Here is a 15959-nt window from a genome sequence, read left to right on the forward strand (position 1 = left end):
CACCCGGTCCCATCCCGAACCCGGAAGTTAAGCCCTTCAGCGCCGATGGTACTGCATGGGAGACTGTGTGGGAGAGTAGGACACCGCCGGACTCAAATTGCAGAAAGGCCCCGCCGACACCGGCGGGGCCTTTCTCTTTTGGTGACTGGCGGGCCGGTGGGGCGCGCTGGTATTCGCCATGCTGTGCGTTCTCGGCGGACGGGATGGCCGTGGAGTTCTCCCGTCCCCGACGCGACGGCCTGCGGCAGCGGTCTTGGTAGATGTTCCTCCACGCCGGTTCGGACAACATGCCAGGTCAGGCCGGTCACGGCGGAGGCCGCAGGCCACCTCGGATGGCAGGCCCATTCGTCTGCAGCATTTTTGGAACGAAGAGACGCGCGGACGGCCGGTTTTCGCACATCCGAAACGCACTCTTTTGAGTAGAAGGTGTGAGCGGGGTAGGACCCTTCCGATCTCAGGGAGGAGATGGATGGAGCGTCCTGGTCTCAGTCGCGCCTCCTGGCGCAAGAGTTCCCGTAGTAATGGCTTGAGCAACTGCGTAGAGGTCGCCGGCCTGGGGACCGGCATCGGAATCCGGGACAGCAAGTCGCTGACCGGTCCGGTGCTGACCGTCACCGCCGCCGAATGGGTGACGTTCGTGAACGGCGTCAATGCCGGCGAACACGACCTCAGTTGACTGCGACGGCTCCGGCGTCCCGACCCCGCCGCACCGCAGGACGCCGGGGCCACCGCTCAGCGGATGTGGTGGTCCGAAAGCCGGCGCGGCCTCTCTCATTTCACCGACTGCCGACGGCCCCCGCGCCTTGGGCGGGCTGTTCGGCCTTCCGGCTCCGGGCCGAGGTTCGCCAGAAGAGCGGGATGAGGACGGCGGCGACGGCTATGTGGGCGAGGGCCAGGACCGTTTTGGATCCGCCGGTCGCCTCCACGCCGGTCAGTGGGAGAAACGACAGGGCGAGGACGACCACCGCGACCACCGTCCAGATGCGGAGTGCGTGGGTCGTCACGCGTTCCAGGATTGCGAGCAAGGCCCATCCGAGAAGCGAGGCGGCGAGCGCGAACACGATGATCTGAACCGCGCCGAGGTTCGTGGCTTCCCGGCCGGACTGTTCGACGACCAGTTCGTGCCCGAGCAGGGGGTCGCCCACCACCCAAACCGTGAGGGGCGCCGCGACCGCGCCGGCCACACCGAGCGCTCGGCTGAGAACGTTCATCAGTACTCCTTGGACGGCTCGATGCTTGAGGCGCTCAACTTCTTGGGCAGTATAGGCATATTTAGTTGAGATGCTCAATAATCGAGGCCATGAAGGAGCGCGTACGATCGGAGGTATGAGCGAGGACCCCGATCCGGTTGTGGCCGACCTGGCCAACTCGGTCTTTCAGCTGGCAGGGCGGCTACGTGCGAAGTTCGACGCGACCGCGGCCGAGCTGGGCCTGCCGCCTGCTCAGGCGATGGCCCTGGCGAACTTGAGTGCGCCGGCCCCCATGCGGGAACTGGCCGACTGGCTGAGATGCGACGCCTCCAACGTGACCGGCATCGTGGACGGTCTGGAGCGCCGCGGCCTCGTCAGGAGGCAGCCCAACCCGGAGGACCGGCGAGTCAAGCATCTCGTCCTCACCGAGGAGGGCGAGCGGAGGCGTGCGCTCCTGCGCGAGGGCGGCCACGCGGATGCGGTCGCCCTGTTCGCCCTTCCTCGGAAGGACCTGCTGACGCTCCGCGATCTGCTCGGACGCATCGCAGAGGCCGGCTTGGGCGCTGACCATCCGCGCTGTTCCTGACTCGAACCCTGGGCGCTGAGCTGCCTGCACCCGCGGCGATCGGCTCGAAGTCCGCTGGCCGGCCCCACCAGGACTTCGCAACCGGACCTTAGATCTCGTCGCCGGCGAGCACGGTGTCGGCGTCGACGATGCGGTACGCGTAGCCCTGCTCGGCCAGGAAGCGCTGGCGGTGGGCGGCGTAGTCCTGGTCCAGGGTGTCGCGGGCGACGACGGCGTAGAACCGGGCACCGTTTCCGGACGCCTTGGGGCGCAGGAGCCGGCCCAGGCGCTGGGCCTCTTCCTGGCGAGACCCGAAAGCACCCGATACCTGGACGGCGACGGACGCCTCGGGAAGGTCGATGGAGAAGTTCGCGACCTTGGAGACGACCAGGACGTCGATCTCGCCAGAGCGGAACGCGTCGAAGAGACGTTCCCGTTCGCGGACGCGGGTCTCGCCCTTGATGACGGGTGCGTCCAGGAGAGCGCCGAGTTCGTCGAGCTGGTCGATGTACTGGCCGATGACGAGAGTCGGCTCACCCCGGTGCCGGTCCACGAGCGCCTGGATGAGCTTGGTCTTGGTGTCGGTGGTGGCGCAGAAGCGGTAGCGCTCTTCGGGTTCGGCGGTCGCGTAGGCGAGGCGTTCGGAGTCGGTGAGGGTGACGCGGACCTCGACGCAGTCGGCGGGGGCGATCCAGCCCTGCGCCTCCATGTCCTTCCACGGCGCGTCGTAACGCTTGGGGCCGATGAGGGAGAACACGTCCCCTTCGCGGCCGTCCTCGCGGACGAGGGTGGCGGTGAGGCCGAGGCGGCGGCGTGCCTGCAGGTCGGCGGTCATCCGGAAGATCGGTGCGGGCAGCAGGTGCACCTCGTCGTAGACGACCAGGCCCCAGTCGCGGGCGTCGAAGAGTTCGAGGTGCGTGTAGGCGCCCTTACGGCGTGTCGTCATGATCTGGTAGGTCGCGATCGTGACGGGGCGGATCTCCTTCTTCGTGCCGGTGTACTCGCCGATCTCGTCCTCGGTGAGGGAGGTGCGCCGGACGAGTTCCTGCTTCCACTGGTGCGCCGAGACGGTGTTGGTGACGAGGATCAGCGTGGTCGCCTCGGCGCGGGCCATGGCGGCGGCGCCGACGATGGTCTTTCCCGCGCCGCAGGGGAGCACGACGACGCCGGAGCCGCCGTGCCAGAACGTGTCGGTGGCCTCCCGCTGGTAGGAGCGCAGTTCCCAGCCGTCCTCGACGAGGGAGATCGCATGGGCCTCGCCGTCGACGTATCCGGCGAGGTCTTCGGCGGGCCAGCCGAGCTTGAGCAGGGCCTGCTTGAGTGCGCCGCGTTCGCTGGGGTGGACGGCGACGGCGTCCTCCCCGACCCGGTCGCCGATCATGCCCTTGATCTTCTTCGCCCGCAGCACCTCCTCCAGCACCGAATGGTCGGAGGACGACAGGACGAGCCCGTTCGCGTGGTCCTTCTCCAGCCGCAGCCGCCCGTACCGGGCCATCGTGTCGGCGACGTCGACCAGCAGGGCGTGCGGGACGGGATACCGGGAGAACCTGATCAGCGCGTCGACGACCTGCTCGGCGTCGTGGCCGGCCGCGCGGGCGTTCCAGAGGGCGAGCGGCGTCACCCGGTAGGTGTGGACGTGCTCGGGTGCCCGTTCCAGTTCGGCGAACGGGGCGATCTCCTTACGGCAGGCGTCGGCCAGTTCGTGGTCGACCTCCAGCAGGAGCGTCTTGTCGGACTGGACGATGAGCGGACCGTCGGTCAAAGCGAGAGCCCCCGTCGGGAATCGGTGATCGGATGCCTGTCCGGCCTGGCACCGCTGTCCGGCCTGGCACCGCCCGTGCACGTTACCGGAGGGACGGCGGCACGTCGTCCGTACGAACGGGGCCAGGAGATCCAACACCGGATGCCGCCGGATTTATTGCGACCCGCCCGGCACCACGAAGGCCGGACGCCGTGCAGGGAGCCGGCGGGAGGCTGCGGCGGCGGACGGGAGCAGCGGGCGGAACCGTTCCGGACGGTGAGGGAAGGTCAGTACGTGCTGGTCGACTGATAGTCCTCGCTCAAGATGATCACGATGACGTAGACGACCGCGAGGATGATCCCGAGGACGATCGACACGCCGAACAGCACCCAGCTCCAGATGGTCAGTTTCCGCGCGGACTCCGGGTCGGACTCCACGCGGCCCATCGCGATCGCGGCGGTGATGACGCCGGGAATGGACAGGATGCCGCAGCACAGCAGCACCCCGACGATGTTGCAGACGAGGGCGGCGGTGGTGTTCGCGTTGTTCCTGGGCTTCGCCGGATAACCCGGAGGTCCGTAGCCGTACCCGGGTTGCCCCGGCCCCGGGCCGTACGCGCCGCCGCCGTAGGGGTCGCCGCTCCAGCCCTGCGAACCCCCGTACGGGTCCTGCCAGCCAGGCGGCGGGCTACCTCCGTATCCGCTCACGGACAGTCTCCTCTCGCCCCCCGGCTGATACCCGCTACGACGACTCCGACAGAACCAGGGTTCCCCTTCGTCCGCAACCGGCCGCATGCCCTTGCCGCCCTGGCGGAACGGGGGAGACGCGGGGCCGCCGGAGAGGTCCGAGGGACGGACGTGCGGGCCCCGGAGAGTGTCAGGGGGCGGGGTCGTCGGTGAGTTCGGAGACGCCGGTGATGCGGTGGAGGGCGAAGCGGTGCACGGCGGCGCGGGTGGCGTCGTAGCCGGTGAGGAAGCCGCCCTCGACGCGGACGGGTTCCACGATGCGGCTGGACGCCTGGCCCTGCTGGTCGAGGTAGCCGATCCAGACGCGTCCGCCGCGTTCGACGGCGGCGCGGAGACGGTCGATGGTGGCCATCGCCGGGGACCGCGGCGGTTCAGCGGACGGGGTGTCCGCCCGCAGCCGGGCCTGCTCGGCGCCGTGCTTGGACGCCTCGTCGCCGGCCCGCAGCGCGCGGACGGCGGCGGAGACCATCGAGGCGTCGGTGCGCTGCTCCGGCCGGAACCGGACGATCTCGGCGGTCGGCGGGGGCTCCGCGCGCTGCGCGTCCGGGCGGGTCACGATCACCCCGCCGCCGGGGGCCTCGGCGACGGGCGCGAGGCCCATCGTGCGCAGCCCGTCGAGCAGATCGGCGCGCTGCAGCCCGGACGCGAGGACGGTCGGGGCGAGGCGGTGCAGCCGCAGCGGGTCCGAGCGCCGGTCGGCGAGGATCTCGTCGAGTGCGGCCGGTGAATCGGTCCGGACGTAGGACGACAGGGCGCCGACGCGCAGGTGACCGTGCCGGCGGGCGACATCGTCGATCAGGTAGGTGAGAGGCTGCGGGAGCGGGGTCGCCGAGTGCCTGGCCAGCAGTTCGGTGACGTCGGCGGCGGTCCGGCCGGCGTCCAGCGCCCGGCGGACCGACTCGGGGGTGAAACGGTAGACGGTGGCGCCGCCGGTGGACTCGACGTCGGCGGCGAGGGAGAGTTCGCGGGCGAGGTCGGTGACGAGCGGGCCGGGCGCGATCGCGGTCAGGTCGGCCTGGATGACGATCTCGTCGACCGGCGCGGGAAGGTGCTTCTCCAGGCGGGGTTCGGGGTCGTCGCCGGCGAGAAGGTCGCGGGCGAACGGGGCCAGTTCACCGAACCCGGTGATGCCGAGGACGGCGGCCTCGCGCAGCGTCCAGCCGAGGAGGCGGTCGCGGGACGGTCCGCCGCGGCGCGGCCGCAGCCACGCGAGCCGGGCGCGGACGGTGTCCTCGTCGGCGAAGCCGTTCTCCGCGTCCGCGAGGATCTCCAGGGTCGCCCGGCGGACGGCCGGCGCGCTGCTGCGCACCATCGCCTCGCTCAGCGCGTTGATGAGCCGGTCGCGGTCATCGCGTTCCCCGGCGAGCCCGGCCGCCCGGTCGGACTTCAGCCAGCCGCGGGCGAGTTCCGTCCAGCGGCCTGCGGTGTCGCGCAGCAGCCACAGGTCGTAGGCGGGGGTGGGCAGCCATTCGCCGTCCAGGTCGCCGCTGCGGGTCAGCAGCCCCGCCGCGTACGCGACCTCGATGAGCAGCGCCGCCTGCCATTCGCCGACGTCCAGGAGCACGGCGGCGGCGCGCAGGTCGCGGACGGCGAGGCCGCCGCTGCGCAGCACGGGCGGCGGGTCCAGTCCCCACCGCTCCAGCAGTTCCTCGATGAGCCGGACGGCCGCCGCCGCCTCACCCGCCGCGGCCCGCACCACCACGTCCTCGCCGCGTGGTCCGCGCGCCGCGGACGTGAGCGGAGGCGGTTCCGCCGGGACGTCCCGGAAGAGGTGCCCGCCGCGCAGGTGCAGTGCGACCTCGCGGGGCAGGGTGACGGTGCGGTCGTCCTCGGCGGCGAGGAGCCCGCGGGCGAGGAGCCGCTCGATGGGGGTGGCGGCGGTGTCGATCCGGACCGGGCGGCGCGCGTCCGTGACGCGTCCGAACGGCGGGCCCCAGGCGAGGGCGTCGAGGGCGGCGTGTGCCTCCGGCCCGGCGTCGTCGATGAGCGGGCCAGGGTCGTCCAGCAGTTCGGCGAGCCGCCGCAGGAGCCGTGCGGAGTCCGCGAACCCGCGCGGCGCCTCCCCCTCCAGGTCGGTGACCAGGTCGGTGAGCCGCTCGGTCGAATACCCGGCGAAGACCTCCTGGGCGGGTGGTCCGAGGCCCGCCGGGTGCTGCAGGCCCTGCCGGACGCCGGGCGCCGCGTTCAGCGTCCCGTCCCCGTTCCCCCACGCCAGCCCGTACCGCCGAAGCGTTCCCAGCGCGTCGGCGACCTGGCCGGGAGTGGCGCCGACGGCGGCGGCGAGCGCGTCCGGTCCGGTCGGCGCCGGCAGGACGAGCAGGGCCTCCAGCACGGCGAGCGTGAAGCGGTCGAGCCGGTCGAGGGCGCGGGAGATCGCGGCCGGCGTCGCGGCGCGGGCGGCGAGGGCCGTCAGGTCGGCGGGGACGGGGGCGAGCAGTTCCGGACGCGCGGACAGCAGCGCACGAAGCTCGTCGTCGCTTCGTGCGCGCAACCAGTCCGCATACGTTTCCATGCCGATCCCAACTTGCCGATCCCCAACTTTAGGCGGCGTGCACGCCGCCTGTACCGGGCCCCTCAAGGGTAGGAGCCCGCACGGCCTGCCCGGATCGGGGATTTTCAGGAGGATCGGAGCCGCGGATCACCCTCGGGAATCATCCGTGGATCACCGCGGGACCGGGCGTTCCGCGGGTCAGGGGGTGGGGGTGCGGTCCAGGTGCATCAGCCCGAGACCGAGCCGCGCCCAGCTGTCCACGAACCGCTTCTCGTCGATGCGGGTCGGTGGTTCGTACATCGACTCGTTCGCCAGCCAGTAGTTCACGACGGCACCGCCGAGGACGGAGGCGATGGCCGGCCAGTCCTCCCCGGAACCGTCGAACTCGGGCTGCGCCGAAAGCCAGGTGGAGATCCCGTCGTACAGCGGGTTGACGATGCCCTCGCGCATCTCCGCGACCAGGTGCGGGAACTGGTCGAGGTCGCGGAACAGCACGCGGATGAGGTCCTGCTCCTCGCGCATCTTCGCCAGCCCGGCCTGGCACGTCATCCGCAGCCGTATCTCCAGCGGACGGTCCTCGAAGACGGTCGCCTGGTCCAGGACCTCGTTGATCTGCTGCCGGGTGCGGTCGATGTGCTCGCGGATGGCGGAGGCGAGCACCTCTTCCTTGGACCGGAAATGCCGGTAGAGACCGCCCGCGCCCGGTGACAGGCCGGCCGCGGCCTCGATCTCCGCGACCGAGGTCGCCGCGTAGCCGCGGTCGGCGAACAGCCGAAGCGACTCGGCAACGATCCGATCGCGTGTAGGTGTCGTCATGTTGGTGAGTTCCTCCGCAAGAACACTAAGGCATCTTCGACCTGCGCGACCCATGTCCTGTCGCGGCACGCCCGAATTCGTGATCCCGCTCGCACCGGGCCGGCGGCGACTAGAGTTTCAGTTCTCCGCGCCCCATCGCCGGAAGGGGCCGTCGTCGGAGAGGTCGCGATGTTCATGTCTCCGCGGAAGGCGGCCGACGGGGCCTTCCTGCCCGAGGACTTCGTTGTGCCCACACTGGTGGCCGGTTCCCGGTTCCAGATCCGCCCGATCACCGTCCACGACGTGGTCAAGGACTACGGCGCCGTGATCGGCAGCCTCGACCGGCTCGCCGGGCGGTTCGGGCCGGAGTGGGGATGGCCGGACCACGAGTTCACCTTCGAGCAGGCCCTGATCGACGTCGCCTGGCTGCAGAAGCAGGGACAGTTGCGGCGCTCGTTCAGCTACGTCGTCATCACGCCCGACGGGGAGCGCCAGATCGGCCGCATCCACGTCGCGCCGTCCGACGAGCCCGGCGCGGACGCGGTCGTGGTGTTCTGGGTCCGCGCCGACGAGGAGAACTCCGCCCTGGAGAAGGAACTGGAGGAGTTCGTCCGCGAGTGGGTGAAAACCGCCTGGCCGTTCGACGACGTCCGCTTCCCCGGGCGCGATTAGCCCAGGGGGCGACCCCTGGAACCCCGTTGCGAGCCGGTCGATCCTCACGACACGGTGTTTCGGTTGTCGCGACCGTGCTGGTCTCTTCGTGTCGCTGCGGTAATCCGTGGATGGTGGCTGAGGTTCGGGTGGCCGGGGGTGGGGATCAGGCCAGGCGGTGGATGAGGCCCGCCAGGATTCGGCCCATCACCAGGTAGACGAGGGCGGCGAGGCCGTAGTTGACGGCGACTTCGACCTTGTGGTCCTCGGGCTGGAAGATGTCCTTGAACTGCCAGGACAGGTCGGTCGCCCGGTCGCCGAACCAGCGGACGAGGTCGTTCGCCGTGTTGGCCTCGAACGCGACGAACACGATGTGCACGGCCAGGATCAGCACGATGACCGTGGTGATGACGGAGACCACGGTCGCGGCGATCGTGACGGCGCGGCGGCGGGCGGCGGCTGCGCCGGCGGTGAACGATCGCCGGGCCCGCGGCGCGCGGTGGTCGCCGCCGGGTTCGATGCGGGTCATGGTGTGCTCGCCGGTCCCGCCAGGTCCTGGTCGAGCGGCCGGTCGGGGTTCCCTGCCATGTGCGGCCTCCTTCGCCGGGAGGGACTTCGCCGGGGCGGACGGTCCGGCTCCGTGGTGCTGATCGTCCTTTTCCTTCGGGTGGTTTGTTCGAGTCCCGCGTTTTCCCTGGTCAGACGGTTTGTGGCCGAGGGCGCGGGTATATCGCAAACACGGGCGGCCGTTCCCAGAGGATCGGGCACACCAGACCCGATCACAACAGAACGGTTCCCGCGCGTAAGTTCCCGCGCTCTCCTACTCGGATCCCGTCGCATCGCCACTACCAGGAGAGCGCGGGTACTCGCGTGTGTCCAGCCCCTTACCCTGTGGGGCGTGCCTGACCTCGATCTCCCGACCCCCCTCGCCGTCGGTTTCGACCTCGATCTGACCCTGGCCGACACCCGGGCCGGGATCGCCGCCGTGTACGCCGCCCTCGCCGAGGAGTCCGGCGTCCCGATCGACACCGACCTGGTCGTGCGGCGCATCGGCCCTCCGCTGGAGGAGGAGCTCGCGTACTGGTTCCCGGCGGACGAGGTGCCCGCGATGGCGGCGCGCTACCGGGCCGTCTACGCCGACATCGCGGTCCCGGCGACGGTCCCCATGCCGGGCGCCCTCGCCGCGCTGGACGCGGTGCGGGCCAGAAGCGGACGTGTGATCGTCGTCTCGGGCAAGAACCAGGCCGACACCGAGCGCACCGTCCGCTTCCTCGGGCTTGAGGTGGACGCCGTGGTGGGCGGCCTTTTCGGCGCGGGCAAGGGCGCCGCTCTGCGCGCGCACGGCGCCGGCGCCTACATCGGCGACCACACGGGCGACGTGGACGCCGCACGGGCCGCGTCGGCGGTGGCCGTGGCCGTCGCGACCGGGCCGTTCGATTCGGCGGCCCTCACCGCCTACGGCGCCGACGTCGTCCTGCCGGACCTGCTGGCCTTCCCCGGCTGGATGACCGCCTTCGGGGCGACCGCCTGACCCTGGCCGAGCCGATATCGGGATGCCCCTGCCGTCCTTTCGGGATAGCTTCTTCGAACGGCCCCCCACGCGTCGCGTAAGGCACCCCGGTGTGTACACCGGCGCATGGCGAGGCACTAATCTTGGGGTCGATTCAGGACGATTACCGAACGAGGTCTCCGGTGCCGACTGGCAAGGTCAAGTGGTACGACGCCGACAAGGGTTTCGGCTTCCTCACGCGCGACGACGGCGGTGAGGTCTTCGTGCACTCCTCGGCGCTGCCGGGCGGGGTCACGACGCTCAAACCCGGCCAGCGCATCGAGTTCGGCGTGGTGGAGGGCCGCAGAGGCCAGCAGGCGCTCCAGGTCCGGGTCCTGGACACGCTGCCGTCGGTCGAGAAGACCATCGCCAAGCAGCGGCGCAAGAAGCCGGACGAGATGGTCGTCATCACCGAGGACCTCATCAAGCTGCTGGACGACATCTCCAACACCTACCGGCGCGGCAAGCACCCGGCCCCCGCGGAGGCCAAGAAGATCGCGACCGTGCTGCGGGCGGTCGCCGACGACCTGGCGTCCTGACCCGCCGCGAGCCGGGTCGGCCGCGCGCGGGGCTCAGGCGCGCATCTCCGGGTGCGCGTCCTTGATCGTTTTCGTGTGGCGGGGGTTGCGGGCCCGGCGGCGGGTTCCGCGTTGCCGGCGCGACAGCAGCAGCCCCAGCGCCACGGCGAGCGCCCCCGCGACGACCGCGAGCGCGACCTGCCCGTCCGCGATGATCGACATGCCGAGGCCGAGCAGCCCGCCGAGCACCCAGACGAGCTGGTGCAGGGTCTCGGTGACCGCGAACGTGGACGAGCGCACCTCCTCACCGATCTCCTGCTGCACCACCGCGTCCATGGACAGCTTCCCGAACACCTGCCCGAGCCCCGCCGCGGCCGCCACCGCCAGCGCCGCCCACAGTCCGAAGAACGCCGCGGCGGCGGCGGTGACGACGGTGACGGCCGCCAGTGTCGCCAGGACGATCATGCGCGGCGCCCGCGCCTTCATCCACACGCCGAGCGCGGTGCCGATCAGGCCGCCGGCCCCGGCGGACGCCGCCAGCAGGCCGAGCGCGACATGGTGGGACACCGGGTCGAACCGCTGCTGGCGGAGCAGGAACGCCAGATAGATGATCAGGAAGCCGGACAGCGCCCGCAGCACCGCGTTCGCCTGCATCGCCTCCGCGACGACGGGGCCGACCCGGGGCAGCGTCCGCCAGTGCCTCGCACGCGCCGCGGCCGGCTTCGGCGCCCCCGGCTCCGCCGCATCCGCCGGAGCCTCCGCACCCGCCGATTCCGGCTCCGTTCCGTTCTCCGGTGCGGGCCCGGTGTCGGGGACGTCCACGAGCCGCGGCAGCCGCATGGTGAACACGGCGCCCAGCAGGAAGACGACCGTGCCGATGCGCAGCACCCACCCGGCGCCGATGAGCACGGCGAGACCCGCGGCGATCGGGGCGGTGACCGACGCGGCGATCAGCCCGGCGAACGAGCATCGCGCGTTCGCCGTCACCAGCGTGATCTCGCCGGGCATGACCTGGGGCGTCACCGCCGCCCGCAGCACCCCGAACGCCTTGGACAGCACGAGCACCCCGAACGCGGCGGGCAGGAACGTGATCTCGTCACCGTGCGGGAGCGCGCTCGCCAACCCCCAGCACAGCAGCGCGCGCATGACGAACGTGCTCGCCATCGCGTACCGGCGGACGTGCCGCGCCCGGTCGAGTGCCGGGCCGACCAGCGGCGCGACCAGCGCGAACGGCGCCATGGTGACGAGGAGGTAGAGGGCGACCTGGCCGCGTGCCTGATTGATGTCCAGGCCGAAGAACAGCGTCCCGGCGAGGGCGACCGTGAGCATCGCGTCGCCGGCGGAGTTGAACGCGGACGACTCGATCAGGCTGCCGAGACCGCTGCGGCCCGCGCCCTGGGCGTGGGTGACACGCCGGGTCAGCCGGCCCGTTCCCAGCACCGCCGACCGCGCGCCGCGGAACGCCCGCGCAGTCCCGCCGGCGCCGGCGTGTACGGCCCGTCCGAACCGTGTCCGGTCCCCCATACGCGCTGTTCTCCCCCTGCGGTCGTCCAGGCCGTCGGCCGAGGCACGGCCCTCGCAGCGACTCCAATTGAGGGTACGTTCCCCGCCTGGATGCGGGCTCACATAGCGGCCGTCGCCGGGTGCGTGCCCGGCCACGTCGTTCCATGGGCGAGAATTGACATGTGAGCCCAATGCGCCAGTCCAGCCCCGCGCGACCCGCCGCCGCGAGCGCCCCCTCCGGATCCGCCCGCCGGACCCGCACGCCCCCAGTCGACACCGCCTGCGCCGAAGCCGTCGACCTCGCCCGCCAGTCCGCGGAGGACACCGCCCGGCCCCAGCCGGTCGGTGAGCATCTCGGCCTGCGCTCCGAGGGCGACCGCCTGGTCACGCACTATTTCGCGTGTCTCGACCCCGCCTACACGGGCTGGCGCTGGTCGGTCACGGTGACGCGGGCGGCCCGGGCCAAGGTCGTGACCGTCAGCGAATGCGTCCTGCTGCCGGGGGACGACGCCATGCTCGCGCCGCCGTGGGTGCCGTGGCTGGAGCGGCTGCGTCCCGGTGACCTCGGGCCCGGCGACCTGCTGCCGACCGCGCCCGACGACGTCCGGCTCGCCCCGGGCTTCACGCAGGTCGACGACTCCGCCGACTGGCAGGCGCAGTGGGAGCCGGGGCTCGGCCGTGCCCGGGTGCTGTCCCAGGAGGGCCGTGACGAGGCCGCGACGCGCTGGTACGACGGGGTGGGAGGCCCCCGGGCCCCGATCGCCGCGTCCGCCCCCGCGCAGTGCTCCACCTGCGGGTTCTTCGTCACGCTGGCCGGGGAGCTGCGGCAGGTCTTCGGGGTGTGCGCGAACGAGTACGCCCCCGACGACGGGCGTGTCGTGTCCGCCGACCACGGCTGCGGCGCGCACTCCGAGGCGGTTTCGCTCCCGGCCGTGTCCGAGCACAACCCGCCGGTGATCGACGAGCTCGGCTACGAGGTCGTCCCCTCCGGCGGTGACGAGGACGCCGCCGCCCTGGAGGACGAGGCCCTCGGTCACAGCTGACCAGATGACGGACGGCCCTTTGGGGGACGGCTCGGTGGTTGAAGGTCCGGCGGTCGACGGTCCGGCGGTCGGCGGCTCCGCGGAAGACGGGGAGTCGTTCGGCACGCGGGCGCTCCGCACGCGGGTGCTGCGCGCGTGGAGCGAATCACCCGCCCGTTTCCGCGAGGACGCCAACACCGAGGAGGACTTCGCGCTCGGCGGCTACCGCGACCGCGTCGTGGTGGAGCTGGCGCAGAACGCCGCCGACGCCGCGCTGCGCGCCGGTGTCCCCGGTCGTCTCCGCCTGACGCTTCGCACGGACGGCGACCCGGAGTACGGCGTCGGCGACCATGGCGTCGGCGGCCACGGCATCGGGCACGACGGGGCGGTACTGAGCGCGGCGAACGCGGGCGCGGCGCTGGACGCCGCGGGCGTGGAGGCGCTGTCCACGCTGCGGGCGTCGTCCAAACGGGACGACGCCGGTGCGGCGGGACGGTTCGGCGTCGGGTTCGCCGCCGTCGTGGCCGTGAGCGACCGTCCCGAGATCGCGTCCCGCGCGGCGGGTGTGGCGTGGTCGCGCGAGCGGGCCCGGGAACTGGTCGAAGGCATCCCCGTGCTCGTGGACGAGCTGGCGCGGCGCGGCGGGCACGTTCCGCTGCTGCGGTTGCCGTTCGCGCTGGACGAGGCGGACCTGCCGGAGATCCCGGCGGGATTCGACACGGTCGTGCGGTTGCCGCTGCGTGGGGACGCGGTCGAGTCCGTCCGGCGGCAGCTAGGGCAGGTCGGCGCGGCGCTGATGCTGGCCCTGCCGGCACTGGAACTCGTTGAGATCGATGTCGACGGGGACGCCCGCGAGCTGACCGCCGAGCACCGCGCGTCAGGCGAAGTGGTCATCAACGGGGGAGTGTGGCGGACGGCCGAGGCGCATGGGGAGATCCCGGTGGCGCTCCTGGAGGACCGTCCCGTGGAGGAACGGGCACGGCCGTTCTGGCAGGTCCGGTGGGCCCTGCCAGAGGACGGCCTGCCGGAGGGCATGCCGAGTGTCGTGCACGCGCCTACGCCCAGTGACGAACGGCTGGATCTGCCGGCGCTGCTCATCGCGTCGTTTCCGCTCGCGCCCGATAGGCGGCACGTCGCGCCCGGGGCACTGACCGACTTCCTCGTGGATCGGGTCGCCGAAACCTACGTCCGGTTGCTGAGCGGCCTTCCGGCCACACCACGGGTGCTGGGGTTCGTGCCTGGGCCGGTGGGTGCCGGGGAACTGGACGCCAAGGTTCGGCGGGGGATCCGGGAGCGACTCCCCGAGGCGCCGCTGCTGCCCCACCGCATGCGCGGACGGGACGCGGTCGCGGTGGACGCACCGGCCCCGTTCGTCGAGGTGCTCCGCGGCACCGAGCCGCCCGAAGACCAGGACGCCGGCCGCGAGGACGCCGCCGGTGAGGGGACCGGCGGCGGGGACGCGGTCGTCGTCGGGTTGCTTCCTCCGGAATGGCCCGCGCGGAGTGCGGCGCTGGCCGCGCTCGGTGTCCGGCGGGTCGAGCTGGCCGACGTGATCGATGAGCTGGCCGCTGTGGACCGGGAGCCGGCGTGGTGGCACCGGGTGTACGGAACGCTCGTTGAGGCCGCCACAGACGCTCTGGGCGCCCTCCCGGTGCCGCTGGCGGGGGACGCGGGGCGGACCGTGCGGGGGCCGCGGGGCCTGCTGATCGCGGACGGGGTCGATCCCGGGGGCCTCGACGCGCTCGGGCTGCGGTTCGTCCACCCTGACGCGGTGCATCCGCTGCTGACGCGGCTCGGTGCGGTCGAAGCAGGGCCTCGCACCGTTCTCGCCGACGCCGCCGTGAGGGCGGCCGTCGGGGAGTCGTTCGAGTCCGACGACCCCGATGCGGTCGCGGAGGCCGTCCTGGAACTGGTCACGGCCGCGCGCCTCGATCCCGGTGAGGAGCCCTGGCTGGCCGAGCTGGCCCTGCCCGGCGATGACGGGGAGCTTTACCCGGCAGGCGAGCTGCTTCTGCCCGAGAGCCCGCTGCGCGACCTCATGGCCGAGGACGCGCCGTTCGGCGTGGTCGATGGCGGGCTCATGGAGCGGTGGGGTGCGGAGACCCTCGCGGCCACCGGCGTCCTGGACGGATTCGCCCTCGCCGCGGAGGAGGACGTGAACCTCACAGGGCTCGCCGATGAAGCGGAGACCCTCGAACTCGACGACGAGGACCTGTGGGCGGACGACGTCCTGCGGCGGATCGGCCCGCAGGACCTTCCGCCGCTCGTGCCGGAGTTCCTCGCCGTCCGCGACCTCGAACTGGTCGACGACTGGTCCGCGGCGCTGCGCGTCCTTGCCGGGTCGCCGTGGCGGGCCGCGATCGTCGATCCGGCGCACGTGACCTTGCACAACGGGCGTCGCGTTGCCGTCCCGTCCTACACGGCGTGGTGGCTGAGCCGTCACCGCGTCCTGGAAGGCCGTAGACCGGGCGAGTTCCGGCTAGGCGGGGACGAGTCCCTCATCGGGCTCTACGACGCCGCGCCAGAGGGGCTGGACGAGCGGCTCCTGCTCGCCCTGGGCGTTCGTACATCGCTAATGGATCTGCTCGATGAGCCCAGGGGCGCCCAAGAGTTGCTCGATCGCCTCGGTGACCCGGGACGGTCCGTCACCCGTGTCCAATTGGGCGGCCTCTGGACGGCACTGGCTGATGCGCCCGAGGTCGCCGTCGAACCACCCGACCATGTGCGTGCGGTCGTGGACGGCCGGACCGAGGTCGTGGACGCCGCGGACGCCCTCGTCCTGGACGGCCCGGACGTCCTGCCGCTCCTCCAGGGACAGCCGCTCGTCATCGCCGCGCAGGGGCGGGACACGCGCCTCGCCGAACTTCTCGATCTGCCGCTGGCCGGCGACGAGGTCCCCGGCGTCGTCCAGTCGGAGGGGGAGAAACGCTCCGTGCCGGACGTGGTCGGCGCCGTCCTGCCTGGCGCGCCCGCCCACTACCTCGCCCACGAACGGCTGATCGTGGACGGCCAGGACGTGCCGTGGTGGACAAGAGACGGCGAAATCCATGCGAGCGGAGCCGGCGGGCTCGCCCGGGCACTCGCGTGGGCGACGGGGAACTGGGCCGCCCGGCTCCTGGCCGAGGCGGTCCTGCGCGACCCGGAGGCCCTGCCGGTCCTCCTCGCCGAAGCCGACCTGGGACCCTAGC

General features: G+C 72.0%; 14 protein-coding genes and 1 rRNA gene. 8 read left to right on the plus strand and 7 right to left on the minus strand.

Annotated features, from left to right (window positions below; genetic code table 11):
• Both rrf and ACGFK0_RS03740 read left to right on the plus strand, forming a co-directional pair.
• Positions 1 to 92, plus strand: a 5S ribosomal RNA gene (gene rrf / locus ACGFK0_RS03735); the annotation flags it as partial.
• Between the two features lie 377 nt (positions 93 to 469).
• The gene (locus ACGFK0_RS03740; RefSeq protein WP_392899638.1) at positions 470 to 676 is read left to right on the plus strand and encodes a DUF397 domain-containing protein; all 207 of its coding nucleotides are present in this window, start codon (positions 470 to 472) and stop codon (positions 674 to 676) included.
• A gap of 100 nt (positions 677 to 776) precedes the next feature.
• Here ACGFK0_RS03740 and ACGFK0_RS03745 read toward each other — a convergent pair whose 3' ends face one another.
• Positions 777 to 1211 (minus strand): DUF6069 family protein, encoded by a 435-nt coding sequence (locus tag ACGFK0_RS03745; protein ID WP_392899641.1) that lies wholly within the window; start codon positions 1209 to 1211, stop codon positions 777 to 779.
• 115 nt (positions 1212 to 1326) lie between these two features.
• Here ACGFK0_RS03745 and ACGFK0_RS03750 point away from each other — a divergent pair, with 115 nt between their 5' ends.
• A complete protein-coding gene (locus ACGFK0_RS03750; RefSeq protein ID WP_392899644.1) occupies positions 1327 to 1776 on the plus strand; it encodes a MarR family winged helix-turn-helix transcriptional regulator in 450 nt (149 codons plus the stop codon).
• 88 nt (positions 1777 to 1864) lie between these two features.
• Here the strand turns inward: ACGFK0_RS03750 and ACGFK0_RS03755 are convergent, their stop codons facing one another.
• The 4 genes from ACGFK0_RS03755 to ACGFK0_RS03770 form a co-directional block, all read right to left on the minus strand.
• A complete protein-coding gene (locus ACGFK0_RS03755) occupies positions 1865 to 3517 on the minus strand; it encodes a DNA repair helicase XPB (RefSeq protein ID WP_392899647.1) in 1653 nt (550 codons plus the stop codon).
• A 266-nt stretch (positions 3518 to 3783) separates the two neighbouring features.
• Complete coding sequence (locus ACGFK0_RS03760) at positions 3784 to 4203, minus strand: DUF4190 domain-containing protein (RefSeq protein ID WP_392899649.1); 420 nt, start codon at positions 4201 to 4203, stop codon at positions 3784 to 3786.
• A gap of 169 nt (positions 4204 to 4372) precedes the next feature.
• Complete coding sequence (locus ACGFK0_RS03765) at positions 4373 to 6733, minus strand: helicase-associated domain-containing protein (RefSeq protein WP_392899652.1); 2361 nt, start codon at positions 6731 to 6733, stop codon at positions 4373 to 4375.
• Positions 6734 to 6931: 198 nt separating this feature from the next.
• Positions 6932 to 7549, minus strand: a complete 618-nt coding sequence (locus ACGFK0_RS03770; RefSeq protein ID WP_392899655.1) for a TetR/AcrR family transcriptional regulator — start codon at positions 7547 to 7549, stop codon at positions 6932 to 6934.
• A gap of 168 nt (positions 7550 to 7717) precedes the next feature.
• Here ACGFK0_RS03770 and ACGFK0_RS03775 point away from each other — a divergent pair, with 168 nt between their 5' ends.
• The gene (locus ACGFK0_RS03775) at positions 7718 to 8200 is read left to right on the plus strand and encodes a GNAT family N-acetyltransferase (RefSeq protein WP_392899658.1); all 483 of its coding nucleotides are present in this window, start codon (positions 7718 to 7720) and stop codon (positions 8198 to 8200) included.
• A gap of 145 nt (positions 8201 to 8345) precedes the next feature.
• Here the strand turns inward: ACGFK0_RS03775 and ACGFK0_RS03780 are convergent, their stop codons facing one another.
• A complete protein-coding gene (locus ACGFK0_RS03780) occupies positions 8346 to 8708 on the minus strand; it encodes a hypothetical protein (protein ID WP_392899661.1) in 363 nt (120 codons plus the stop codon).
• Positions 8709 to 9077: 369 nt separating this feature from the next.
• Between ACGFK0_RS03780 and ACGFK0_RS03785 the strand changes: the two genes are divergently transcribed.
• Positions 9078 to 9710 (plus strand): HAD family hydrolase, encoded by a 633-nt coding sequence (locus ACGFK0_RS03785; protein ID WP_392899663.1) that lies wholly within the window; start codon positions 9078 to 9080, stop codon positions 9708 to 9710.
• Between the two features lie 161 nt (positions 9711 to 9871).
• Complete coding sequence (locus ACGFK0_RS03790) at positions 9872 to 10267, plus strand: cold-shock protein (RefSeq protein WP_392899666.1); 396 nt, start codon at positions 9872 to 9874, stop codon at positions 10265 to 10267.
• Positions 10268 to 10300: 33 nt separating this feature from the next.
• On the opposite strand, the gene ACGFK0_RS03795 is transcribed toward ACGFK0_RS03790, so the two are convergent.
• Entirely contained in the window at positions 10301 to 11770 is a 1470-nt protein-coding gene (locus ACGFK0_RS03795) for an MFS transporter (protein WP_392899669.1), read from the minus strand.
• A 170-nt stretch (positions 11771 to 11940) separates the two neighbouring features.
• On the opposite strand from ACGFK0_RS03795, the gene ACGFK0_RS03800 reads away from it, so the two are divergent.
• Positions 11941 to 12792, plus strand: a complete 852-nt coding sequence (locus ACGFK0_RS03800) for a DUF3027 domain-containing protein (protein ID WP_392901413.1) — start codon at positions 11941 to 11943, stop codon at positions 12790 to 12792.
• A gap of 34 nt (positions 12793 to 12826) precedes the next feature.
• Positions 12827 to 15958 (plus strand): sacsin N-terminal ATP-binding-like domain-containing protein, encoded by a 3132-nt coding sequence (locus ACGFK0_RS03805; protein WP_392899672.1) that lies wholly within the window; start codon positions 12827 to 12829, stop codon positions 15956 to 15958.
• Position 15959: the final 1 nt, after the last annotated feature.

The sequence above is a fragment of the Spirillospora sp. NPDC048823 genome (assembly GCF_043198445.1).
Lineage (GTDB): Bacteria > Actinomycetota > Actinomycetes > Streptosporangiales > Streptosporangiaceae > Spirillospora.